Annotated in this window: 23 protein-coding genes; 4 read left to right on the plus strand and 19 right to left on the minus strand. The window is 65.7% G+C overall.

The features are described 5' to 3' along the window. Window positions 1-56: 56 nt before the first annotated feature. From ACSVDO_RS05730 to ACSVDO_RS05775, 10 genes are all read right to left on the minus strand, one after another. A complete protein-coding gene (locus ACSVDO_RS05730) occupies window positions 57-944 on the minus strand; it encodes an ABC transporter permease (protein WP_489595286.1) in 888 nt (295 codons plus the stop codon). Next, window positions 941-1,753 (minus strand): ABC transporter ATP-binding protein, encoded by an 813-nt coding sequence (locus ACSVDO_RS05735; RefSeq protein ID WP_489595287.1) that lies wholly within the window; start codon window positions 1,751-1,753, stop codon window positions 941-943. The genes ACSVDO_RS05730 and ACSVDO_RS05735 overlap by 4 nt, the downstream gene beginning before the upstream one ends. Window positions 1,754-1,805: 52 nt before the next feature. Next, window positions 1,806-2,798: an ABC transporter substrate-binding protein gene (locus ACSVDO_RS05740; protein WP_489595288.1), complete on the minus strand. Its 993-nt coding sequence runs from the start codon at window positions 2,796-2,798 to the stop codon at window positions 1,806-1,808. 55 nt (window positions 2,799-2,853) lie between these two features. Beyond that, on the minus strand, window positions 2,854-3,717 hold the full coding sequence (locus ACSVDO_RS05745; RefSeq protein WP_489595289.1) for a creatininase family protein: 864 nt from the start codon (window positions 3,715-3,717) through the stop codon (window positions 2,854-2,856). Between the two features lie 23 nt (window positions 3,718-3,740). Further along, the gene (locus ACSVDO_RS05750; protein WP_332548049.1) at window positions 3,741-4,202 is read right to left on the minus strand and encodes a RidA family protein; all 462 of its coding nucleotides are present in this window, start codon (window positions 4,200-4,202) and stop codon (window positions 3,741-3,743) included. Then, complete coding sequence (locus ACSVDO_RS05755) at window positions 4,199-5,512, minus strand: amidohydrolase family protein (protein ID WP_489595290.1); 1,314 nt, start codon at window positions 5,510-5,512, stop codon at window positions 4,199-4,201. The genes ACSVDO_RS05750 and ACSVDO_RS05755 overlap by 4 nt, the downstream gene beginning before the upstream one ends. Before the next feature lie 10 nt (window positions 5,513-5,522). Further along, window positions 5,523-6,110 (minus strand): NAD(P)H-dependent oxidoreductase, encoded by a 588-nt coding sequence (locus ACSVDO_RS05760; RefSeq protein ID WP_332540024.1) that lies wholly within the window; start codon window positions 6,108-6,110, stop codon window positions 5,523-5,525. A 9-nt stretch (window positions 6,111-6,119) separates the two neighbouring features. Beyond that, entirely contained in the window at window positions 6,120-6,422 is a 303-nt protein-coding gene (locus ACSVDO_RS05765) for a 2Fe-2S iron-sulfur cluster-binding protein (protein WP_489595291.1), read from the minus strand. A gap of 117 nt (window positions 6,423-6,539) precedes the next feature. Beyond that, window positions 6,540-7,196, minus strand: a complete 657-nt coding sequence (locus ACSVDO_RS05770; RefSeq protein WP_489596340.1) for a TetR/AcrR family transcriptional regulator — start codon at window positions 7,194-7,196, stop codon at window positions 6,540-6,542. 41 nt (window positions 7,197-7,237) lie between these two features. Then, the gene (locus ACSVDO_RS05775; RefSeq protein ID WP_332540026.1) at window positions 7,238-7,765 is read right to left on the minus strand and encodes a nucleoside deaminase; all 528 of its coding nucleotides are present in this window, start codon (window positions 7,763-7,765) and stop codon (window positions 7,238-7,240) included. 270 nt (window positions 7,766-8,035) lie between these two features. Between ACSVDO_RS05775 and ACSVDO_RS05780 the strand changes: the two genes are divergently transcribed. Further along, window positions 8,036-9,028, plus strand: coding sequence for an isopenicillin N synthase family dioxygenase (locus ACSVDO_RS05780; protein ID WP_489595292.1), 993 nt, complete (start codon window positions 8,036-8,038; stop codon window positions 9,026-9,028). A gap of 40 nt (window positions 9,029-9,068) precedes the next feature. Here the strand turns inward: ACSVDO_RS05780 and ACSVDO_RS05785 are convergent, their stop codons facing one another. Further along, the gene (locus tag ACSVDO_RS05785) at window positions 9,069-10,172 is read right to left on the minus strand and encodes an alkene reductase (RefSeq protein WP_489595293.1); all 1,104 of its coding nucleotides are present in this window, start codon (window positions 10,170-10,172) and stop codon (window positions 9,069-9,071) included. A 61-nt stretch (window positions 10,173-10,233) separates the two neighbouring features. Next, window positions 10,234-10,671, minus strand: coding sequence for a MarR family winged helix-turn-helix transcriptional regulator (locus ACSVDO_RS05790; RefSeq protein ID WP_489595294.1), 438 nt, complete (start codon window positions 10,669-10,671; stop codon window positions 10,234-10,236). Between the two features lie 62 nt (window positions 10,672-10,733). Here ACSVDO_RS05790 and ACSVDO_RS05795 point away from each other — a divergent pair, with 62 nt between their 5' ends. Both ACSVDO_RS05795 and ACSVDO_RS05800 read left to right on the plus strand, forming a co-directional pair. Beyond that, on the plus strand, window positions 10,734-11,291 hold the full coding sequence (locus ACSVDO_RS05795) for a PaaI family thioesterase (RefSeq protein WP_489596341.1): 558 nt from the start codon (window positions 10,734-10,736) through the stop codon (window positions 11,289-11,291). Next, window positions 11,278-11,745 (plus strand): MaoC family dehydratase, encoded by a 468-nt coding sequence (locus ACSVDO_RS05800; protein ID WP_489595295.1) that lies wholly within the window; start codon window positions 11,278-11,280, stop codon window positions 11,743-11,745. Before ACSVDO_RS05795 ends, ACSVDO_RS05800 begins: the two co-directional genes overlap by 14 nt. Before the next feature lie 137 nt (window positions 11,746-11,882). Here ACSVDO_RS05800 and rpoD read toward each other — a convergent pair whose 3' ends face one another. From rpoD to ACSVDO_RS05815, 3 genes are all read right to left on the minus strand, one after another. Next, window positions 11,883-14,294 carry an RNA polymerase sigma factor RpoD gene (gene rpoD, locus ACSVDO_RS05805; RefSeq protein ID WP_332548046.1) on the minus strand — a complete coding sequence of 804 codons (2,412 nt, stop codon included), beginning with the start codon at window positions 14,292-14,294 and terminating at the stop codon, window positions 11,883-11,885. Window positions 14,295-14,562: 268 nt separating this feature from the next. After that, window positions 14,563-16,581, minus strand: a complete 2,019-nt coding sequence (gene dnaG, locus ACSVDO_RS05810) for a DNA primase (protein WP_332535053.1) — start codon at window positions 16,579-16,581, stop codon at window positions 14,563-14,565. A gap of 25 nt (window positions 16,582-16,606) precedes the next feature. Beyond that, on the minus strand, window positions 16,607-16,969 hold the full coding sequence (locus ACSVDO_RS05815; RefSeq protein ID WP_489595296.1) for a winged helix-turn-helix transcriptional regulator: 363 nt from the start codon (window positions 16,967-16,969) through the stop codon (window positions 16,607-16,609). A 107-nt stretch (window positions 16,970-17,076) separates the two neighbouring features. Between ACSVDO_RS05815 and ACSVDO_RS05820 the strand changes: the two genes are divergently transcribed. After that, a complete protein-coding gene (locus ACSVDO_RS05820; protein WP_489595297.1) occupies window positions 17,077-17,826 on the plus strand; it encodes an SDR family oxidoreductase in 750 nt (249 codons plus the stop codon). A gap of 554 nt (window positions 17,827-18,380) precedes the next feature. Here ACSVDO_RS05820 and ACSVDO_RS05825 read toward each other — a convergent pair. The 4 genes from ACSVDO_RS05825 to ACSVDO_RS05840 are packed head-to-tail and all read right to left on the minus strand — an operon-like array spanning window position 18,381 to window position 21,388. Further along, window positions 18,381-18,716 carry an SMR family transporter gene (locus ACSVDO_RS05825; protein WP_332535059.1) on the minus strand — a complete coding sequence of 112 codons (336 nt, stop codon included), beginning with the start codon at window positions 18,714-18,716 and terminating at the stop codon, window positions 18,381-18,383. Window positions 18,717-18,721: 5 nt separating this feature from the next. Further along, window positions 18,722-19,519, minus strand: coding sequence for a type I methionyl aminopeptidase (gene map, locus ACSVDO_RS05830; protein WP_332535060.1), 798 nt, complete (start codon window positions 19,517-19,519; stop codon window positions 18,722-18,724). After that, window positions 19,516-19,764, minus strand: coding sequence for a ParD-like family protein (locus ACSVDO_RS05835; protein WP_332535062.1), 249 nt, complete (start codon window positions 19,762-19,764; stop codon window positions 19,516-19,518). Before ACSVDO_RS05835 ends, map begins: the two co-directional genes overlap by 4 nt. A gap of 49 nt (window positions 19,765-19,813) precedes the next feature. Next, window positions 19,814-21,388: a phospholipase D family protein gene (locus tag ACSVDO_RS05840; protein ID WP_489595298.1), complete on the minus strand. Its 1,575-nt coding sequence runs from the start codon at window positions 21,386-21,388 to the stop codon at window positions 19,814-19,816. Between the last annotated feature and the right edge of the window lie 2 nt (window positions 21,389-21,390).

Below are 21,390 nucleotides of genomic sequence, written 5' to 3' on the forward strand. Positions count from 1 at the left end.
CAAGGCGCGGCCTGCACCGCGCGTCGTGCGCGGCGTGGTGATGGAATCAAGTGGGATCAGTTCTCGCTGGAATGCCAGCTGCCCAGCGCCAGACGGCTAAGCCAGGCCATGGCGACAAACATTCCCACGCCGGTCAGCGAGATCAGCAGCAGCGCGGCAAACATGCGCGGGATGTTGAGCTGGAAGCCCGCCTGCAGGATCTGGTAGGCCAGGCCCGCGCCCGAGCCGCCCGTGCCGGCGACAAACTCGGCGACGACGGCGCCGATCAGCGCCAGGCCGCTGGAGATGCGCAGCCCGCCGAAGAAGTAGGGCAGGGCGCTGGGAATGCGCAGCCGCACCAGGGTCTGCAGCCGCGTCGCGCGGTTGAGCTGGAAGTAGCTTTGCAGATCGGGCTCGACGCTGCGCAGGCCCAGCGTGGTGTTGCTGATGATGGGAAACAGCGCGACCAGCGCCGCGCAGATCACCATCGACGCCGTCGGGTCCTTGACCCAGATGATGATCAGCGGGGCAACGGCCACGATGGGCGTGACCTGCAGCAGCACCGCATACGGGAACAGCGCCATCTCGATCAGCTTGCTCTGCACGAACAGGAAGGAGATCAGCACGCCGGCCACGGTCGCGGCGAGAAACGCCAGCACCGTGATCTTCACCGTGACCCACAGCGAGGCGCCCAGCGCCGCCCAGTCGGTGACCAGCGTCTCCAGCATCAGCAGCGGCGAAGGCACGAGATAGGGCGGCAGCTCCAGCCCCGTGACCAGGCCTTGCCACAGCGCAATCAGCACCAGGCCGACCAGCAGCGGGTAGAGGATGCGCTGCACGCGCGGCCGGGCCAGCAGCGGCTGGCGCGCGCGCCTGGGCGCGGCGGCGGCTTTCCTGGCGGCTGGCGCTGCGGGCGCAGGCGCTGCAGCCAGGGGCACGGCAACGGAAGGAAATGGGGTGCTCATGCGTGGGCCTCCGCGGTGTCTGCGCTGGCGCGCAGCAGGCTGTCCTGCAGCAGCTTGGCGTAGCGGCTGAATTCGGGCGAGACCATGAAGTCGGCGCTGCGCGGATAGGGCGCATCGATGCGGAATTCCTCGACCACCCGGCCCGGGCGCGCGGCCATCATCACCACGCGGCTGGAGAGAAACACGGCTTCATGGATGGAGTGCGTGACGAAGATCACGGTGAGCTTCTTCTTGCGCCACAGGTCCAGCAGATCGGCGTCGAGCTTGTGGCGCGTGATCTCATCGAGCGCGCCGAAAGGCTCGTCCATCAGCAGCAGGTCGGGCTGGGTCACCAGGCCGCGCGCGATCGAGACGCGCATCTGCATGCCGCCCGACAGCGCGCGCGGCAGCGCCGCGGCGAACTTCGCCAGGCCCACCAGGGCCAGGGCCTCGGTCACGCGCGCATCGGCCTCGGCGCGCGGCACGCCGGCCAGGTCCAGCGGCAGACGCACATTGGTCTGCACGCTGGCCCAGGGCATGAGCGTCGGCGACTGGAACACAAAGGCCATCTTCTTGCCGCTTTCGTCCAGCTGCGCCACGGGCTTGCGCCACAGGTGCAGCCGGCCGTCGGTGGGCTCGAGCAGGCCGGCGACCATCTTCAGCAGCGTGCTCTTGCCGCAGCCCGAAGGCCCGAGCAGGGTGACGAATTCGCCTTCCTCTATGCATAGGTCCACGGGCAGCAGCGCCTGCGTGCCGTTGGGGTAGGTCTTCTCGGCCGACAGCACTTCCACGGCGGGCGTGGCGGCATTCGGGGTCTCAGCGGGGTGCATGGTCGCCTTTCGATGAATGAGGACTGGCCTCTGTTTCAGGGCAGATGAAAGTTCAGGGCAGAACCTTGAGGTCCTTGACGAAGCTGGTGGTGTAGGTGTCGGCAAGCTTGACCTTGGCCGGGTTGATGAGCTTGGTCTCGACCAGGAAGTCGTAGCTGGCCTTGGCGCGCGCGTCGGTCAGCACGCCGATTCCCATGCTGGCCGCGTCGCCGCCCGTGACCATGCCCATTTCCTTGAGCTTGGCGACGCTGTAGGCCAGCTGTTCGTCGCTCATGTTGGGGTTGTCCTTCTTGATCAGCGCATTGCCGGGCGCGGGGTCGGCGAGGTAGCTTTTCCAGCCTTCCATAGACGCCTTGACGAAGGCGCTCACCGCGTCGGAGCGGGTCTTGAGCGTCTTGTCCATGCACGACACCGTGGTCGCGTAGGCGGGGTAGCCCTGGTCGCTGAACATCAGCGTGGTGGTCTTGACGCCGGCCTTGGCAATCGCAAACGGCTCCGACGTCAGATAGCCCTGCTGGGCGGTGTTCCGGTCGGCGACAAAAGGCTGGATGTTGAAGGTGTAGGGGCGGGTCTGGGCATCGGTGAAACCGTACTTGGCCTTGAGCCAGGGCCAGTAGCCGCGCTGGGCCGAGGAGCCGATCAGAATGGTCTTGCCCTTGAGGTCCTCGAACTTCTTGACGTCGTCGTGCGCGATCAGCACCTGCAAGTCCTTCTGGAACACCGCGGCGACATTGGTCACGGGAACGCCGCCTTCGCGCATCTGGATCATCTGCAGATCGCTCGATCCCATCACGCAGTCGGCCTGGCCCGCGGCCATCATCTGCACGATGTTGACCTGGGGACCGCCCATCTTGATGGTCGCGTCCAGGCCGTATTTCTTGTACAGGCCCGTGGCCAGCGCCTGGTAGAAGCCGCCGTGCTCGGCCTGGGCGTACCAGTTGGTCATATAGGTGAACTTCTCCTGCGCCTGCGCGGTGCCCAGGGCACCAAGAGCGAGCAGGGCGGCTGCACCAAGTTGGGAAAGGCGGGAAGCAGTCTTCATCATGGCAATACTCCGAGAGGGGCAGGGCAGAGGCGGAACGGGAAAGGATTCGCAGGTTTCAGGCCAGCGCCGAGGAGCTCTCGACATGGCCCGTATGGTTGGCGCGGCCCCAGGTGGGCTCGGGGCGCGCCGCCCATTGCAGCTGGTGCAGCTCGGTGATGGCCGCGGCCCAGCTCACGGCCAGCGATTCGAGAATCGCCAGGCCCTGTTCGGCGGTCGCGGGCAGCGGGTCGCCGATGATTCCGCTGGCGCCGAAGTCGCGCGCGCTCCAGGCGCAGGCGGGGCGGCCGTCGGGCGACAGCAGCGGCGAGTCAAACACCGGCGGGTAGTTGGTCACGGCGCGCTCCATGTGCACGGTGTCGGGCGCGAGCGCCAGCATCAGCGCGGTCTCGGCATGGCCGGCATGCATGGCCAGCTTCTTCTCGGTGTCCGAGAGGTATTTGCCGGCCACATGCGGCACGCGCCAGGTGAAGCTGGGCACGACAATGAAGTCGCCGTGGCGCAGGCGCAGCTCGCGCGCGCACATCTCCATCACCTGGGGCTGGCCGCCGTGGCCGTTGACGAACAGCAGCTTGCGAAAGCCCGCGCGGTAGACCGACTCGCCGATCTCGTTCATCGTTGCCAGCAGCGTCTCGCCGCTGAGCGTCACCGTGCCCGGAAAGTGCAGATGCTCCTCCGACTTGCCGTAGGTGATCGGCGCCATCGCGAACGCCGGCACATGGGCCGGCAGGCGCGCCATCGCGTGGCCGACGACGCCGGCGCTGATCACCGTGTCTACGGCGCAGGGCAGGTGCGGGCCGTGCTGTTCGGTGGCGCCCGTCGCCAGCACGATCACGGTGTTTTCCTTGTCGGGCAGATCGGCGATCTCGGTCCAGCTCAGGTAGGGCAGATAGCGGTGGGGCGGGGTGTAGCCGTGCAGCATGGGATGGGTCTTTCTTGGGGTTTTCAGCGCTGGGGCAGCCAGGCCGTGGCCTCGACTTCGATCAGGATTTCGGGCGTGGGCAGCATGGCGCTGACCTCGACCACGGTGGAGGCCGGCGGCTCGCCGGGGAAGAACAGCTTGCGCACCCGGCTGTATTGCGGGAAGTGGTCCAGGTTCCTGAAGTACTGCACCAGCTTGATCACGTCCGACATCTGGCCGCCCGCGGCCTCGATGGTCAGGCGTATGCGGTCCAGCACATACCAGCTTTGCGCCAGGATCGGGCCTTCCTTGATGTCGCTGCTGAACTCGCCGCTGCGGCCGATCAGCGTCGCGGCGTCCTCGGGAATGTCGGCATAGCCGTGCACGATGCGGCCGGCCGCGGGATCGACGGCAATGATTCCCGAGAGAAACACCATGTCGCCCGCGCGCCGCCAGGCCGCGTAGCGCGCCAGCGGTTGGGCAATTCCGGGTGGGTTGGCGCTCATGCGAGGCTCCTTGCAAGTGGGGAAATCGAAGGGGAGGCGGTGAACCAGGCGGCATTTGCCTGGCCGCTCGCGAGCCGGCCCTGGCGCAGCACCAGACGCGATTGCGCGCGCGAGGGAAAGCCGCAGGCATCGGCCTGGTGGAAGACGATCAGGTCGGCGCTGCTGCCTGCCTGCAGCGGCAGCGCCGGCGCGCCGCGGCGCAGCCAGTCGGCGCGGCACAGCGCTTGCGACCAGCGGTCGAAAGGCGCGTCCAGCTGCGCGGCCAAAACGCCCGTGGCCAGGGCTTCGAGCGGATCGAAGCTGCCCACGGGGCAGAACGGGTCCTGCACGTTGTCGCTGGCAATGAGCAGCGGAATGCCGCGCGCCTGCGCTTCCTTGACCAGCGTGAGCCCGCGCTGGCGCGGCGTGCGCCCGGTCACCGCGTCCTGCAGCAGCAAATTGGTGATGGGCAGCGTGACCAGCGTGATCGGGCATTGCGCGACGGCGTCCAGCGTTGCCAGCGCCGTGGCTTCGGGCTGCGCGGCCAGCGCGCAGCTGTGGCCGCAGACCACATGGCCGTCGAAGCGCAGCGCCTGCAGCAGCGCGGCCGTGGTCGCCAGGCCCTGGGCGGCGGGCTGCAGTTCCTCATCGACATGCAGATCGACATTCAGGCCATGGATTTGCGCCGCCTCGAACAGATGGCGCAGCGCCTGGGGGTTCCAGTTGGTCGAATGCACGAAGCCGCCGAGCAATGCGCCCGGGCCGCTTTCGGCCACGCTGCGCGCCAGGCGCAGCGCGGTATCACGCTCGGCAAACAGGTGCAGCGGAATCAGCGCCACGCGCTCGAGCACCAGGCGGCCGGCCCATTCCTGGGCAAGTTCGCGCAACACGTTCCAGGCCAGCGGCTGGGCCTGGGGCTCCCACCAGTCGCAGTGGGTGCGCAGGTGCACCGTGCCGGCTTCATGGGCCCACTGCAGCGCGCGGCTGGCGCGCGCACGCACGTCGGCTGGCGTCCAGCTGCGGCGGTCGACCATCATCGCGTCAATGGCGCCCAGCAGGCCGGGCTGCACGGACCCCATGCGTGCCAGCGTGAAGGCCTTGTCCAGATGCGTGTGGGCATCGACCAGGCCGGGCAGCACCAGGGCGCCGGCCAGGTTCCAGGCCGTGCCCGCGGGCGGCGTGAATTGCGCGTCGTGCGGCGCCAGGCCCAGTACCCGGCCCTGGGTCAGGTGCAGGTCGGCCAGCGCGGGCCGGCCGCCATGCTCGGGCCACTGCGCGGGCAGCAGCCAGCGTGGCAGGCGCGCGGCAAGAAGATGTTGGGGAGCGTGCATGTCGAGTCCTTCAGGCAAAGCGCGCCATGGCCTCGCCCACGCGCGCCTTGAAGGCCTCGAGGCGCTGCGGCGTGGCGACGTTCAGGTGGTAGCAGGCGTGGTAGTCGACGCGCGCCTTGCCGCCCGTGAGCAGGCGCAGATAGCGCGTCACCGACTTGCGCGGCGGGTCGCCCATCAGCAGCGCGGTCCAGCGCGGCCGGCCATAGGTGACCACGGCCGAGATGCGCTTGAGGTGCGTGAGCGCGGGCTTGACGTTTTGCGGGTCGCTGATGTCAAAGGCCACGCCGGGCATCAGCACGCGGTCGAAGAAGCCCTTGAGCATGGCCGGCATGCCGAAGCACCAGGTGGGAAAGCAGAACACCACGGCCTCGGCGCGCAGCAGCCGGTCCACGTAGCCCTGCACCGGCAGGCGGTTGCCGGGCACCTCGTGATAGCCCAGGCGCTCGGCGCGGCTGAGCACCGGATTGAAGTCCTCGGCGTAGAGGTCGCAGTCGTCGACTTCATGCCCGGCGCTGCGCAGGTTGAGCAGCACTTCGGTATGCAGCGCCGCCTGGTAGCTGGTCTCGACCGGATGGCAATAGATCACAAGAACGCGCATCGCCGCTCCTCAGAGATCGAGCGTCAGCGCCGGGCCGTGGCTGCGCGCGCAGCAGACCGCGACATGGGTGCGCTGCTCCTCGGCGCTCAGGCAGCTGTCGCGGTGCTCGGGCGCGCCATCGAGCCAGCGCGTGACGCAGGTGCCGCACACGCCTTGCTCGCACAGCGTGTCGATGGCGATGCCGGCGAGCTGCAGCACGTCGGCCATGCTTTCGCCGGGCGCTACGCTCAGGCGCAACTGGCTGCGCGCCAGCACCAGTTCAAAAACGTGTTCGCTGGCGCAGGACAAAGGGGCAGGGGCGGTGATTTGCATTTTTGACCATTTGATTTGATCGAACGGTCAAACTATTGCAAATGCTGTGCCAGCCTGCTGCCCTCTCTGAGCGGGGCGGCAGCGCGACCCGGGTGCCCGCGAACGTGCAGGCCGTGCTTATTCTGGTGCGAGCCCGCAGCCCAGCAGCACAAAAGTGGTGAGCTCGCGCATGATGGGTTCGCGGTCAATGGCGGCGTCGGGCGCGACGCCCAGCATGATGTGCACCTGCACGCCGTAGTCGGCGTAGTGCTGTGTCATTCCCCAGATCTGCATCAGCAGCACCGTGGGATCGAGCGCGCGCATGCGGCCTTCGGCAATCCAGCGGTTGATCAGTTCGACCTTCTGCTGCGTGGACTTCACGGCCACGGGCCAGTACTTGCCCAGGTTGCGCCCGCCGCCCAGCACCTCGGACGTGAAGATGCGCGACAGCCCCGGGTTGTCGAGCGCGTAGTCGAGCTTCTTGCGCACATAGCCGCTGAGCACGGTTTTCGGGTCGTCACTGTCGATATCGAACACAAAGGCGCTGGACCAGCCATTGAGCACCGAATACAGCAGCTCCTCGTAAAGCTCTTCCTTGCTGCTGATGTAATAGTGCAGCTGGGGCTTGGTCAGGCCCGCGCGCTCGGCAATGGCCTTGGTCGAGGCGCCCTTGAAGCCGTGGCGGCTGAACTCGGCAATGGCCGCCTCGCGGATCGCGCCCAGGATGCGTTCACGCCCTTGCTTGGCGCGGCTGGTGAGCGCGCCGGCGGGCGCGCTGTCTTCGGGTTCTATCATGGGCAGGCCGGTGGAGAGCAACGCTGCCGATTCTGCCTGCATCAGGCTTTCCAGAAGCCGATATGGGGAACGCTGGCTTCCTCTATCATCGTCGGGCCCAGGCACTCGATCTCGTGCGGCGAGGCCGCGAACACGTCGCGGCAGGACAGCTCGGCGTCGCGCTGCTCGGCATGCTCGCCGCGAAACACGCGCAGGCGCACGGCATCGATGCCGAACACCACCCGGCCTATGCCCGACCAGAAGATCGCGCCCGCGCACATCACGCAGGGCTCGGCCGAAGAATACAGCGTGGCCTGGGCCAGCACGTCGCGCGCCACGCGCGGGCTCAGCTGGCGCACGGCATTGGTCTCGGCATGGCCCGTGCAGTCGCCGGTCTCGGTGGTATTGCAATAGGCTTCGGCCAGCAGCTTGCCGTCGGCATCGACGACCACCGCGCCAAACGGCCGGTTGCCGCGCGCGCGCGCCGTGGCCGACAAGGCAATGGCCTGGCGCAGATAGCGGCCGTCGGTGTCGCCTACGGGCGTGGGTTCTTCAAGAAAATCAGGGCTGGCAAACATGAGTGCGGGCATGGCGGTCTCCGGCGTTGAGAAAAGCGCAGGCAGGGCTGCGGCGGTCTGCGCCATGCACTTTGCATGCCAGGCAGGCACCCTTCTTGCTTGGCTTTTGCCAGGAGTAGAAGCGTTCACTGTGCGGTCCATGGGGCCTGGCCAGCCGGAAATTGCTCCTGAAGCCTGCATGTCCTGGCTTCAGGAAAAGCCGGATGGCGCGCGCGCCTGTCCGGCTGGCTGAAGCCGGGAGCGGGAAGACTTTTGTTTGACTTCCATCTTCTGGAGAACCGCATGACCACCGCCACCTACGACCTGACCGAGCTGCAGAAGGAAACGCGCATGGGCGCGCTGGGCTCGGAAAGCAGCCGCCGCGAAATCCGCCGCATCGATCTTTCCGACTTCGCCGCGCGCAAGCGCGAGATTGCCGAGCAACTCTGGGACGCCGCCGTCGATGTCGGCTTCTTCCAGGTCGTGAACCACGGCATCGCGCTGGACGACGTGCACCACGCGTTTGCCATGACCGAGCGCTTCTTCGCGCTGCCCGATGCCGTCAAGGCCCAATACCCTTTGAAGAAGGCGCTCAACGTCGGCTGGGAAAGCCGCGCCCAGGTGCGGCCGTCGACGGGAACGCCCGACCAGAAGGAGTCCTACCAGATCACGCGCCCGCACATGCAGGGCCTGTGGCCCAGCGAGGAGGAGCTGGCGGGCTTCCAGGCCACCATGCTGGCGTTCGAAGGCCAATGCTGGCAGGTGGCAATGCAGGTGCTGTCGTGCTTTGCCTGGAAGCTGGGCTTTGACGACGGCTTCTTCCTGCGCGCGCATGACCCGGCGCAAGCCAGCTACCAGAGCACCCTGCGCCTGCTGCATTACTTCGCCACGCCGCCCGAGCAGCAGGCCAATCTGGGCCTGTGGCGCGCCGGCGCGCACACCGACTTCGACTGCCTGAGCCTGCTGTTCCAGCGCCAGGGCCAGGGCGGGCTGCAGGTCTGCCCGGGCAAGGAAATGGACAGCCAGGAGTGGACTTCGGTGCAGCCCGATGAAAAAGCCATCACCTGCAATATCGGCGACATGCTGATGCGCTGGAGCGACGACCAGCTGCCGTCGAACTTCCACCGCGTGAAGAACCCGCTGCCCGGCGAATACATGGGCCCGCGCTACAGCATGGCGTTCTTCGCCCAGGCCAACCGCGATGCCATCATCGAAGGCCCGGGCCGCAAGTACCCGCCGATTGCCGCGGGCGACTACCTGAACCAGCGCGTGGCGGCGAACTTCAAGGCGTACTGAAAGGCGCGCGAGCGCGCGCCTTTCATCGCGCGGCGCGTTGTCAGGCGACGGCGACGGCGCCGGCTTCGGCCAGCGTCGGGTAGTCGGTGTAGCCTTGCGCGCCGCCGCCATAAAGCGTCTTGGGATCGAGCGCGGCCAGCGGCGCGCCGGACTGCAGGCGTTCGACCAGATCGGGGTTGGCGATGAACGGCCGGCCGAACGCAAACAGGTCGGCCTTGTCTTCGGCCAGGCGCTTGGAAGCCAGTTCGAGGTCATAGCCGTTGTTGGCCATGTAGGTGTTGCGAAAACGCTTGCGCAGGCTCGCGTAGTCGAACGCTGCGACATCGCGCGGCCCGCCGGTCGCGCCTTCGACCACATGCAGGTAGACCAGGTCCAGCGCGTCCAGGCCGTCGACGATATGGTCGAACTGCGCTTGGGGCTCGCTGCAGCTGATGCCGTTGGCCGGCGACACCGGCGAGATGCGAATGCCCGTGCGCTTGGCGCCGATCTCGCCCACGACGGCGGCCGCGACTTCGAGCATCAGGCGCGCGCGGTTCTCGATCGAGCCGCCATAGGCATCGGTGCGCTGGTTGGCGCCGTCCTTGGCGAACTGGTCAAGCAGATAGCCGTTGGCGCCATGGATCTCGACGCCGTCAAAGCCCGCGGCAATGGCGTTGGCCGCGGCATGGCGGAAATCGTTGACTATGCCCGGCAGTTCGCGCAGCTCGAGCGCGCGCGGCGCTGAGACTTCCTCGAAGCGGTTGTTGACAAAGGTCTTGCCTTGGGCGCGTATCGCCGATGGGGCCACGGGCGCGGCGCCGCCGGCCTGCAGGTCGACATGCGAGATGCGCCCCACATGCCACAGCTGCAGGAAGATGTGGCCGCCCTTGGCGTGCACCGCATCGGTGACCTTGCGCCAGCCCGCGATCTGCGCGGGCGTGTAGATGCCGGGCGTGTCCTGGTAGCCCTGGCCCTGCTGCGAGATCTGCGAGGCTTCGGAGATCAGCAGGCCCGCGGAGGCGCGCTGGCTGTAGTAGGTGGCGGCGAGATCGCTGGGAACGAAACCCGCGCCCGCGCGGTTGCGCGTCAGCGGCGCGAGCACGATGCGGTTGGCGAGCGTCAGCGCACCGAGGGAATAGGGCTGGAACAAACGGCTGTCGGACATGCTTCTTTCCTTGGGGTAGGTAAACAGGCGGCTGCGCGCCGCCGCAAAGGGTAGGGAGTGTTTATTGCGCGGCGGCGTCGTCGTCGAAACAGGCGATGCCGTCATCGAGCAGTTCGTGCAGCGCGGCGACGCGCTCCACGCCCAGGCGTTCATTCAGTGCGAGCTGCGCGAGCTTCCAGGCGCGCTGGCCTTCGACGCGCTTGGCGCGGCCGGCGTCGGTGATTTCCACCAGGCGGCTGCGCGCGTCTTCTCCCGCCCCGATGCGCAGCCAGCCCTGGGCGACCAGGGGCTGCATGTTGCGCGTGAGCGTGGAGGCATCCATCTGCATGCTGCGCGCCAGATCGCCGGGGCGTATGGGCCCGAGCTTCTCCACATGCGACAGCAGCGAGTACTGCGTCGTCTTGAGCCCGGCCGCTGCGGTGTAGTGGTCGTAATGGCGCGTGACCAGCCGGGTCAGCTGGCGCAGCTTCAGATTGGTGCAGCCTTTTGGAGTGTTCATCTGCTATATTGTACTTGCAATGTTTGTATATACAATGATTTGACAAGGAGCATGTGATGGAGATGGTAATGGACCCTGTTGTTGCGCGCTGGACGGCGCAGGAAATCGAAGTGCGCTCGCGCCTGAACGTCGATGCCGGCGCGCCCGCATCGCTGGCCGGACTCACGGGAATGGAGCTGTTTGCCGCGATCTTCGCCGGCGATATCCCGCCCGCGCCCATAGGCCTCACGCTCGACTTCATTCCCATCCACATGGAGCCCGGCGTCGCGGTGTTCCAGGGCCGGCCGCAGCGCAAGCATTACAACCCGCTGGGCAGCGTGCATGGCGGCTGGTTTGCCACGCTGCTGGACTCGGCCGTGGGCTGCGCCGTGCACACGCTGCTGCCCGCGGGCAAGGGCTTCACCACGCTGGAGCTCAAGGTCAACATGGTGCGTGCCTTGAACGACAGCGTGCCGCTGGTGCGCGCCGAAGGCAAGGTGATACACCAGGGCCGCCAGGTCGCCACGGCCGAAGGCCGCATCGTGGGCCCCGACGGCAAGCTCTACGCGCATGCGACCACGACCTGCCTGATCTTCGATGTGCCCGCCAACGCCCAGGAGTCCTCCCATGTCCGCCAATGATCGCGCGCTTTCCTACCTTGACGACCTGGAGCCGGGGCAGCGCTTTGTCGGCAGCGCGCGCCTGCGCGTCGACGAGGAGCGCATCAAGTCCTTTGCCGCCGAGTTCGATCCCCAGCCTTTTCATCTTGACGACGAAGCCGCGCGCGCGACGCTGTTTCGCGGCCTGGCCGCCAGCGGCTGGCACACGGCCGCCGTGACCATGCGCCTGCTTGTGAGCCATGATTTTCCGCTCGCGGGCGGCATCATAGGCGCGGGCTTCGACGAGCTGCGCTGGCCGCTGCCGGTGCGCCCCGGCGACACGCTGCGCGTGGAATGCGAAGTGCTGGAAGTGCGGCCTTCGAAGTCGCGCCCCGAGCAGGGCCTGATCAAACTGCGCACCACGACCTTCAACCAGCATGATCAGCCGGTGCAGATTTCGGTGGGAAATCTGGTGGTGCCGCGGCGTTCGCCCTGAGCAGGAAAGGCAAACTCCGCACTTGCGTTTGCCCTGTCGAAGGGCGTTTGAGCCCAAGCGACATGCGGGTGCTCGAGCGCCCATGAAAAAAGCCATCCCTGAGGATGGCTTTTTGCTGTGCCTTTAAGGCGCGTCGCTTAGAGCGAGTCGATGAAGCTGCGCAGCTTGTCCGAACGCGAAGGGTGCTTGAGCTTGCGCAAGGCCTTGGCTTCGATCTGGCGGATGCGCTCGCGCGTCACGTCGAACTGCTTGCCGACTTCTTCCAGCGTGTGGTCGGTGGACATTTCAATGCCGAAGCGCATGCGCAGCACCTTGGCTTCGCGCGGCGTCAGGCCGTCGAGGATGTCCTTGACCACGTCGCGCAGACCGGCCTGCATGGCGGCATCGATGGGGGCGGTGTTGGCACCGTCCTCGATGAAGTCGCCCAGGTGGCTGTCGTCGTCGTCGCCGATGGGCGTTTCCATGGAGATCGGCTCCTTGGCGATCTTCATGATCTTGCGGATCTTGTCCTCGGGAATCTCCATCTTCGCGGCCAGGATGGACGCATCGGGCTCGAAGCCGAACTCCTGCAGATGCTGGCGGCTGATGCGGTTCATCTTGTTGATGGTCTCGATCATGTGCACCGGAATGCGGATGGTGCGTGCCTGGTCGGCGATCGAGCGCGTGATGGCCTGGCGGATCCACCACGTGGCATAGGTCGAGAACTTGTAGCCGCGACGGTATTCGAACTTGTCCACGGCCTTCATCAGACCGATGTTGCCTTCCTGGATCAAGTCCAGGAACTGCAGGCCGCGGTTGGTGTACTTCTTCGCGATGGAGATCACCAGGCGCAGGTTGGCCTCGATCATTTCCTTCTTGGCATCGCGCGACGCACGTTCGCCGTCGTTCATGCGCTTGTTGATGTCCTTGAGGCCTGGCAGGGGCACGACAACGCGCGTCTGCAGGTCGATCAGGTTCTGCTGCAATTCCTGCACGGGCGGAATGTTGCGCTCGAGGATGACGCTCCACGACTTGTTCGACGCGGCCTGCTTGACCACCCATTCGAGGTTCAGCAGGTTGGCCGGGAATTCCTTGATGAAGGTTTCCTGGGGCATGCCGCACTTGTCGACGATGATGCGGCGCAGTTCGCGTTCCTTCTTGCGCACGTCGTCGACCTGGGCGCGCACCAGGTCGCACAGCTTCTCGATGGTCTTGGCCGTGAAGCGGATGGTCATCAGCTCTTCGGTCAGCGCGGCCTGCACCTTCATGTACGCAGGAGTGCCGTAGCCTTCCTTGTCGTAGATCTTGTGCATCTTCTCGAACAGCTCGCGCATCTTGTCGAAGCGCGACAGGGCGTCGTTCTTGAGTTCTTCGAGCTTCTTGGTCAGCGCCTTGGAGCCGCCCTTGCCGTCGTCGTCGTCTTCTTCGTCGAATTCGTCGAAGTCTTCTTCGGCCACGTAATCGTCGGCTTCGTTGGGGTTGGAGAAACCGTCAACGATGGTCGAGATGACCACCTTGCCGCTGCGGATTTCCTCGGACATGTTGAGGATTTCGGCAATCGTCGCAGGCGATGCGCTGATCGCCTGCATCATGTCCTGCAGTCCGCCTTCGATGCGCTTGGCGATTTCAATTTCACCTTCGCGCGTCAGCAGCTCGACCGTGCCCATTTCACGCATGTACATGCGCACCGGGTCGGTCGTGCGGCCGAATTCGGAGTCGACGGTCGACAGCGCGGCTTCGGCTTCTTCTTCGGCTTCCTCTTCGGTCGTTGCCGACTGGCCGGTGTTGTTCAGCAGCAGCGTCTCGGCGTCGGGCGTCTGTTCATAGACGGCCACACCCATGTCGTTGAGCATGGAGATCACGACTTCCAGCGTTTCGGCATCGACCAGCTTGTCGGGCAGGTGATCGTTGATTTCGCCGTGCGTGAGGTAGCCGCGGGTCTTGCCCAGCTTGATCAGCGCCTTCAGGCGCTGGCGGCGGGTCAGCATTTCTTCTTCGGTCAGGACGGTTTCGTCCAGGCCGAATTCCTTCATCAAGGCGCGTTCCTTGGCCTTGCTGATCTTCATGCGCAGCGGCTTGACCTTTTCGGTCGTCGTCGTGGTCGTGGTTTCGACGGCTTCGACTTCGCCTTCCAGATCGGACTCGATGTCCGACAGGTCGGTGTCGTCCATGTCGTCGCCGTCTTCCTTGGACTTGGGCTTGCGGCCGCGCTTGGCCGGCGTCTTGTCGGCAGCAGCCACCGCCTTCTTGGCCGCGGGGGCCTTCTTCACGGCGGGTTCGGCGCCGTCTTCGGCCGCAGCCTTGGGCTTGCGGCCGCGCTTGGCGGGGGCGGCTGCCGCGAGCAGGGCGTCGGCGGCGGCGATGAGTTCAGCAGAGGTCTTGGTGGCCACGGATTTGACTTTCTTGGCAGCAGCTGGGGGCTCAGCCGCTGTTGGGGTCGCAGATGTTACGGTCTTGGCCGATGCCTGGGGCACGGCCTTGGCAGCTGCGGTTGCAGGCACAGATTTTTCGGAATTTGCAGCGGGGCCAATGGCAGACTTGGGCAACTTCGGGGACTTTGGAACAGGCATGGACACCTCGGATTCAAAATCAAACACACAAAGAAAACACAAGCGCCTAAGATTCCGGCGCAATGGATGCGATCCCGCCATAGGCAGGTTGAGCATCCGGAGAAAGATCTCCCGGGCAAGATGTCTGGGCGAACATTTGGGGTGCAGTCCTTGCGGTAAATTGGGTCCATGCAGTTGCTGCAATGACGTGTTTTTCACGTTGACCCGGTCCGGAGGTGCTGCTGTCGCTCTTGCCGCTAGCCTTTAATTATATCTTTGTCCAGCGATTTCAAGAGGGGTTGCGCGTTTCATTTTCTAAAAATTGTAAGCGAGTGTATATATCTCGCAGTTGCTGTGCGGCATGGGGGTCGGTGGAGATCGCCATCGCGACCGTATGGGTCTGCTGCTTGAGGTGGTCGATCAGCACGCGGTTGAGCACGCCGCGCAGTTCACGGCGCAATTCGGGCAGCTCGCCTTCAGGCTGGGCATGCGGGCCGGTCATCAGGCGCTCGGCCAGGGGCGCCACGCCCGCGTCCATGCATTCCTGCAAGCGCTCGCGCAACACGGCCCAGGGCTGGGCGCCATATTCCTGAAATTGGGCTTCGAGCCACGAAAACAAGTGACCGTGCGGCGCGCCGCAGCGCGCCAGCGCGTCGAAATCCTCGTGCGTGAGCTCTTCCATGAATTCCATGTGCGCCATAAGCAGTCGCGCGGCCTGGTCGGTCTTGGTGGCGGGTGCGCCGCGCGGACCGCGCGAAGCGGCGTCGAAACGGTTGGCGGGCTGGCGGTCGCGCCCCCAGCTGCCTTTTTCCCATTTCTTGCCCTTGCCCTGCGGCGGGCTCCAGGCGCCGCTCTGGCTGCCGGCGTTGTAGCCCCCGCCTTGGCCGCCGCTGTAGCCGCCCGCGCCGGGCGGCATGTCGTTGCCCCAGTCCATGTCAGGCGCGGCGCCCGCGCTGAAACCACCAGCGTCATGGCCGGGCGCGGCGGCGCTGCGCATGCCGGGGCGCGCGGGCTCCTTGCTCCAGAGCTCGCTCAGATCCTGCAGCTGCAGCTGCGCCAGCTCGGCAATTTCAGCGATCAGCTGGCGCTTGAGCACGCCGTCGGGCAGCAGCGTCCACAGCGGCCTGGCATTGCTCGCCATGTGTGCCCGGCCTTCGGGCAGTCCCAGGTCGCAGCCTTCGCTGGCGGCGTCGATCAGAAAGCGGCTCAGCGGCTTGGCGTCGCCGACCTGGCGCGCAAACGCATCGGTGCCGAATTCGCGGATGAAGCTGTCGGGGTCGTGCTCGGACGGCAGGAACAGGAACTTGAGGCTGCGCGTGTCGGTCGCGTAGGGCAGCGCGGCTTCGAGCGCCTTGTGCGCTGCGCGCCGGCCCGCGCCGTCGCCGTCGAAGCTGAACACCACGGCGTCGGTGAAGCGGAACAGCTTTTGCACATGGTCGGGCGTGCAGGCCGTGCCCAGCGTGGCGACGGCATTCGCAAAGCCCAGCTGGGCCAGCGCGACCACGTCCATATAGCCTTCGGTGACCAGCGCATAGCCCATTTCGCGCAGCGCGTTGCGCGCCTCGTACAGGCCGTAGAGCTCGCGCCCCTTGTGGAACACCGGCGTTTCGGGCGAGTTCAGGTACTTGGGCTTCTCGTCGCCGAACACCCGTCCGCCAAAGCCTATGCATTCGCCCTTGACGTTGCGGATGGGAAACATCAGCCGGTCGCGAAAGCGGTCGTAGCGCTTGTTGTCTTCCTCGTTGACGATCACCATGCCGCTTTCGTGCAGCAGCGGGTCGTCATATTGGGCAAACACGCTCGCCAGGCTGCGCCAGCCTTCGGGCGCATAGCCCAGGCCGAAGCGCGCGGCCGTGGCGCCCGAGACACCGCGGCCCTTGAGATAGGCGATGGCGTGCGGCGAGTCCTTGAGATGGCGGCGGTAGGCATCGCCGGCCTTCTCGAGCACGTCGGTGAGCGTTGCCTGCTTTTCCTTTTGCGCGGCCTGGCGCTGGCGCTCCTGGGGACTGATGTCGTCCTGGGGCACGACCAGGCCGACCTGGCCGGCCAGATCCTGCACGGCTTCTATGAAGCCCATGCCCGCATGCTCCATCAGGAAGCCGATGGCGTTGCCGTTCTTGCCACAGCCGAAGCAGTGATAGAACTGTTTGGAGGGGCTGACGCTGAACGACGGCGACTTCTCGCCATGGAAGGGGCAAAGCCCCATGAAGTTCGCGCCGCCTTTGCGCAGCTGCACATAGCGGCCGACGATGTCGACCACGTCCACGCGGGACAGCAGCTCTTGGATAAACGATTGGGGAATGGACACCGGGCGTATTTTGAACTATCCGGCGCTAATTTGGCTGCTCAGGGGCAAGGTGCGGCGCGCGCAGCAGCTGATCGGCATGGCCGCGCATCCAGCCGGCGAGCGAATCCAGCGTGGGCCGCAGGCTCCGGCCCAGCGCGGTGATTTCGTATTCCACGCGCGGCGGCACTTCGGCGTAGACCGTGCGGCGCACCAGGCCGCGCTGCTCGAACAGGCGCAGCTGCTTGGTCAGTTCCTTTTGCGTGATCGGCGCGATCGCGCGCTGCAGTGCGCTGAAGCGCACCGGCGCGCCAATGACGATCAGCCGGTACAGGATGGGAATCGCCCATTTGCCGGAAATCAGGTTCACGAAGTCCACCATGGGGCAGCGTTGCGTGTCGGGAGCGTTCATGGTTATTCATCCGCCTGTTTAGTATCCAGTATCCAAATGGTGCCTACTATGCAAAGGATACTATTGATTGAACAATGCGGCTTTGTTTCTTCTGGGGATTCAAGGACATGGCCAGACTTCAAGGCAAATACGCACTCATTACAGGCGGCACGGGCGGCATAGGGCTGGAGACCGCACGCCAGTTTCTCGCCGAAGGCGCGACGGTGGCGATCACCGGGCGCAACGAGGCGGCGCTGTCGGCCGCGGGGCGCGAACTTGGCGATCGGGCGCTGCTGCTGCAAAGCGATGCGGGTGACATTGCAGGCCAGCGCACGCTGGCGCAGCAACTCGCGCGGCACTGGCCGCGCCTCGACGTGCTCTATGCGAATGCGGGCGATGTGACGCATCGCCCCTTGCAGGATTGGGACGAAGCCGCCTACGACCAGCTCATGGGAGTCAACCTCAAGGGCCCGTTCTTTCTGCTGCAGGCCCTGCTGCCGCTGCTGGCCAATCCCGCGTCGGTGATTCTTTGCGGCTCGGTCAGCGCGCATATCGGACTGCCGCAAAGCAGCGCCTACGCCGCGAGCAAGGCCGGGCTGCTGTCGCTGGCGCGCACGCTGTCGGGCGAATTGTGGGAGCGCGGCATACGCGTCAACGGCCTGAGCCCCGGGCCCACCGAAACCGCGGCGCTGGGCAAGCTGGGTCTGCCGCCCGAAGAGGAAGCGGCGCTGCGCGATCAAATACGCAAGCTGGTGCCGATTGGCCGGCTGGGAACGCCGCTTGAACTGGCCAAGGCCGCGGTGTTTCTGGCCAGCGACGAGTCAAGCTATGTCGTGGGCACCGAGCTGCAGGTTGACGGCGGAGTGGGGAATCTGTGAAGCGCTGGAAATAAAAATGGCCCGCACCTTGCGATGCGGGCCGGTCTCCTCCGCCCCGGTACATGCCGGGGTGGTCCTCTGTTGTCTGTTGATTCCGGGCCGATTTTCTCGCCACCGCCGGGGCCGGCGAAAGCGGCGGGGCAGGGCGTCATGCGGGAACGAATGCAATTGTAGGAAGCTCCCGGCCTTGCTGCCAGGCTTTTATTTTAATAAATGATGTTTTATATAAGACATGAGACTTGGATAGCTGCAGTCTGCCGATGTCCTGAATATTTATTCTCTTAAGTAATTGTTTTATCAGCTGATTTTCTTGTTTCAGAAAATGCTGAAACACCTGGATTGAATGAATCAGCTCAATTCTTGAGAGATTCAAGGGGGCAATGGTGTGGTGAAAAGGGGTATTCAATGCCCTGACAAAGTTCAGGATGAATGGTTTTTCGCTGCGGCATTAAGTTTGATTGCGCGGGCATGAGGATGGGCCGTTCATGGTTCAACGGGCGCGCCTGGCGAGGCTCGCCACGAGCGGGTCGCGGCAAAAGATGAACGACCTGACCTCAATGCCCCGTGGAAGAAGAAAACAGCTGGATCACCAGCACGCCCGCGATGATCAGCCCCATGCCGATCAGCGCCGCGGCGTCCAGCGTCTGGCCCTGCCAGAACCAGGCGATGGCCGAGACCAGCACGATGCCCGCGCCCGACCAGATCGCATAGGCCACGCCCGTGGGCACGGTGCGCAGCGTCAGCGACAGGAAGAAGAAGGCCAGCGCATAGCCCGTGGCCGTGATCAGCGAAGGCCACAGCCGCGTGAAGCCTTCGGCGCTCTTGAGGAAGGAGGTCGCGATGACTTCGCAGACGATGGCCAGCGCCAGATACAGATAGCTGATCGACATGGATGTCAGAGCGCTGCGTAATCGCCCGTGCCTTCGGGCCAGGGCGTGAGCACTTCGTAGCCGGTCTCGGTCACGCAGACCATGTGCTCCCATTGGGCCGACAGCGACTTGTCGTTGGTGATCACGGTCCAGCCGTCGCTGAGCTCGCGCGTCGCGGCCTTGCCGGCGTTGAGCATGGGCTCGATGGTGAAGATCATTCCTGGCTCCAGCCGGAGGCCCTGGCCGGCCACGCCGTAGTTGAGCACGTCGGGCGTGTCGTGGTAGATCTGACCAATGCCGTGGCCGCAGTATTCCTGCACCACGGTGAAGCGTTCGCGTTTGGCCACGCTTTCGATCGCATGGCCGACATCGCCCAGCGTCGCGCCGGGGCGCACGGCCTGCACGCCTGCGCGCATCGCTTCATAGGCGGTGCGCACCAGGCGCCTGGCCTGGGCGCGCGGCTCGCCGACCATGTACATGCGGCTGGTGTCGCCGAACCAGCCGTCCTTGATCAGCGCCACGTCGACATTGACGATGTCGCCGTCCTTGAGGATGTCGCGGTCCGACGGTATGCCGTGGCACACCACATGGTTGACCGAAGCGCAGATGGTCTTGGTATAGCCGTGGTAGCCGATGTTGGCCGGAATGCAGCCCAGAGTGTCGACGATGTAGTCGTGGCACAGCTTGTCGAGATCATTGGTGCTGACGCCGGCGCGCACATGGGGCACCAGCATGCGCAGCACATCGGCGGCGAGATGGCCCGCCTGGCGCGACTGGGCGATGTCGGAAAGGGTATGGATGGGCGTGGAAATGGAGCGTTTCATTGCGCGGCTCCAGGCGTCTGTTGGGCCTGGAGGCGCGGCGGCACGGGCAGCGCAAACGACGCTGGCGTGCTCGCGTGCTGGATCAGCAGCTGGCAGATGTCGGAGTAGGTCAGCTGCGGATGGAGTTCGGCCATCATGCCGACCCGCAGCCAATGTTCGGCCTGTGCGTTGATGGAACGGCTCAAGGCCGTGCTGGCGGTGCGCACGCTGTCATGCAGTGCGTCGGATATTTTGACGATTCCCATGCGGCGCGATTATACGTTCCATTACGTTTCGTATACTACGCGTGATCAATCACAGCAGCCATTCGATCGGCAGCCAGCCCAGCAGCCGCAGCCAGGCGCGTTCGAACCAGCGGCTTTCGGGCTCGGTGTGGTGGATCGGCGCCGGGTTGCCGGCACCGCCCTGCCATTCGAGCCGGCCTTGCGCGTCGAGGCGCACGCGCCAGCTGCGCAGCGGAATCTGCTGATCGAAAGCGTCGGACACCTGGCCGGCAAGCCGCGGGCTGTCGATCACGAAACCCAGCTCGGTATTGAGCAGCGCCGAGCGCGGGTCGAAGTTGAACGAGCCCACGAACACGCGCTGCGCGTCGATTGCGAACGTCTTGGCGTGCAGGCTTGCCCCCGAACTGCCCAGCGGTCCCGAGCCCTGTTCCTCGGCCGCCTCGCCGGGGCCGGGGCGCATTTCATAGAGCTCCACGCCTTGGTCCAGCAGCGCCCGGCGCCAGCGCGCATAGCCCGCATGGACTATGGCCACGTCGGTCGCCTGCAGCGAGTTGGTCAGCACGCGCACGCGTATGCCGCGCTGGCGCAGCTGCGCGAACGCCGCGACCCCGGCCTGCGTGGGCACGAAGTAGGGCGAGACCAGATCCAGCGAATGCTGCGGCGTGCCGATGATGGGCGCGAGCTGCGTCACCAGCAGCCCTGGGGGTGTGGCCCGCCCCAGGCCCTTGGCCGGGTCGTCGCTGACCATGCGCACGCGCGCCCATTCGAGCGGCAGAACGCCCTGCAGCAACTGCTGCAGAAACGGCGTGCGCACCACGGCGCTGCGGTAATTCTGCGTCGCGGGCGCGGCGGCGGCTTGGCCTAGCCTGGCATCCAGGCGCTGGCGCTGGTCGGGGTGGGACGGCAGCAGCGGCGCCACGGGATAGGATGAGTCGCTGGCCCAGTAGCGGTCGAAGTCCTGCGAGACTTCGGGAACGATGGCGCCCACGGCCAGCACGTCGAGGTCGGCAAACAGCACGCCGTCGGTCGCACCGAAATATTCGTCGCCGATATTGCGCCCGCCTATCACCGTCGCCTGGTTGTCGGCGGTCAGCGACTTGTTGTGCATGCGCCGGTTGGCGCGCGCGAAATCGGTGAGGTAGCCCAGGGCCTTGGGCCGGCGCACGACCATGGGGTTGAAGAGCCGAACTTCGATCAGCGGGTGCTGGTCGAGCGCGCTCCACTGCGCATCCAGCCCTGAAGTGCCCACGTCGTCAAGCAGCAGGCGCACGCGCACGCCGCGCCCGGCCGCGGCCAGCAGCTCCTGCGTCAGCAGCGCTCCGGTGGTGTCGTCGTGCCAGATGTAGTACTGCACGTCTAGCGTGCGCTGCGCGGCGCGCATCAGCAGCGCGCGCGTGGCAAAGGCTTCGAGCGGATCGGACAACGCATAGATGCCGCTGAGTCCGGGATGGGCTGCGATCTGCGGGGCGAGCGCCCGGCCCAGCGGGGTGTCGGCGGCAGTTTCGTGCACGAGCGCCGCGCTTGCCGTCCGGTGATCGAGCGGCGGCAGACTGCAGGCGCTGAGTGTGCTCAGCGCGCTGCATGCGGCGAGCAGCAGCGCCGGCCCGGGCCGGTGCCAGCCGGAACGCACAAGGGGAAGCGCCATGC

Source organism: Comamonas sp. DB36 (genome assembly GCF_057914905.1).

Bases quoted from the DNA above. Each gene is read 5' to 3' on its own strand.
- ACSVDO_RS05765 (WP_489595291.1), bottom strand. From the start codon at position 6,422: ATGCAAATCACCGCCCCTGCCCCTTTGTCCTGCGCCAGCGAACACGTT.
- ACSVDO_RS05800 (WP_489595295.1), top strand. From the start codon at position 11,278: ATGTCCGCCAATGATCGCGCGCTTTCCTACCTTGACGACCTGGAGCCG.
- ACSVDO_RS05740 (WP_489595288.1), bottom strand. From the start codon at position 2,798: ATGATGAAGACTGCTTCCCGCCTTTCCCAACTTGGTGCAGCCGCCCTG.
- ACSVDO_RS05780 (WP_489595292.1), top strand. From the start codon at position 8,036: ATGACCACCGCCACCTACGACCTGACCGAGCTGCAGAAGGAAACGCGC.
- rpoD (WP_332548046.1), bottom strand. From the start codon at position 14,294: ATGCCTGTTCCAAAGTCCCCGAAGTTGCCCAAGTCTGCCATTGGCCCC.
- ACSVDO_RS05785 (WP_489595293.1), bottom strand. From the start codon at position 10,172: ATGTCCGACAGCCGTTTGTTCCAGCCCTATTCCCTCGGTGCGCTGACG.
- ACSVDO_RS05795 (WP_489596341.1), top strand. From the start codon at position 10,734: ATGGTAATGGACCCTGTTGTTGCGCGCTGGACGGCGCAGGAAATCGAA.
- ACSVDO_RS05760 (WP_332540024.1), bottom strand. From the start codon at position 6,110: ATGCGCGTTCTTGTGATCTATTGCCATCCGGTCGAGACCAGCTACCAG.
- ACSVDO_RS05735 (WP_489595287.1), bottom strand. From the start codon at position 1,753: ATGCACCCCGCTGAGACCCCGAATGCCGCCACGCCCGCCGTGGAAGTG.
- ACSVDO_RS05730 (WP_489595286.1), bottom strand. From the start codon at position 944: ATGAGCACCCCATTTCCTTCCGTTGCCGTGCCCCTGGCTGCAGCGCCT.
- ACSVDO_RS05815 (WP_489595296.1), bottom strand. From the start codon at position 16,969: ATGAACGCTCCCGACACGCAACGCTGCCCCATGGTGGACTTCGTGAAC.
- ACSVDO_RS05825 (WP_332535059.1), bottom strand. From the start codon at position 18,716: ATGTCGATCAGCTATCTGTATCTGGCGCTGGCCATCGTCTGCGAAGTC.
- ACSVDO_RS05835 (WP_332535062.1), bottom strand. From the start codon at position 19,764: ATGGGAATCGTCAAAATATCCGACGCACTGCATGACAGCGTGCGCACC.
- ACSVDO_RS05755 (WP_489595290.1), bottom strand. From the start codon at position 5,512: ATGCACGCTCCCCAACATCTTCTTGCCGCGCGCCTGCCACGCTGGCTG.
- ACSVDO_RS05790 (WP_489595294.1), bottom strand. From the start codon at position 10,671: ATGAACACTCCAAAAGGCTGCACCAATCTGAAGCTGCGCCAGCTGACC.
- ACSVDO_RS05775 (WP_332540026.1), bottom strand. From the start codon at position 7,765: ATGCCCGCACTCATGTTTGCCAGCCCTGATTTTCTTGAAGAACCCACG.
- ACSVDO_RS05750 (WP_332548049.1), bottom strand. From the start codon at position 4,202: ATGAGCGCCAACCCACCCGGAATTGCCCAACCGCTGGCGCGCTACGCG.
- ACSVDO_RS05770 (WP_489596340.1), bottom strand. From the start codon at position 7,196: ATGATAGAACCCGAAGACAGCGCGCCCGCCGGCGCGCTCACCAGCCGC.
- map (WP_332535060.1), bottom strand. From the start codon at position 19,519: ATGAAACGCTCCATTTCCACGCCCATCCATACCCTTTCCGACATCGCC.
- ACSVDO_RS05745 (WP_489595289.1), bottom strand. From the start codon at position 3,717: ATGCTGCACGGCTACACCCCGCCCCACCGCTATCTGCCCTACCTGAGC.
- ACSVDO_RS05820 (WP_489595297.1), top strand. From the start codon at position 17,077: ATGGCCAGACTTCAAGGCAAATACGCACTCATTACAGGCGGCACGGGC.
- ACSVDO_RS05840 (WP_489595298.1), bottom strand. From the start codon at position 21,388: ATGGCGCTTCCCCTTGTGCGTTCCGGCTGGCACCGGCCCGGGCCGGCG.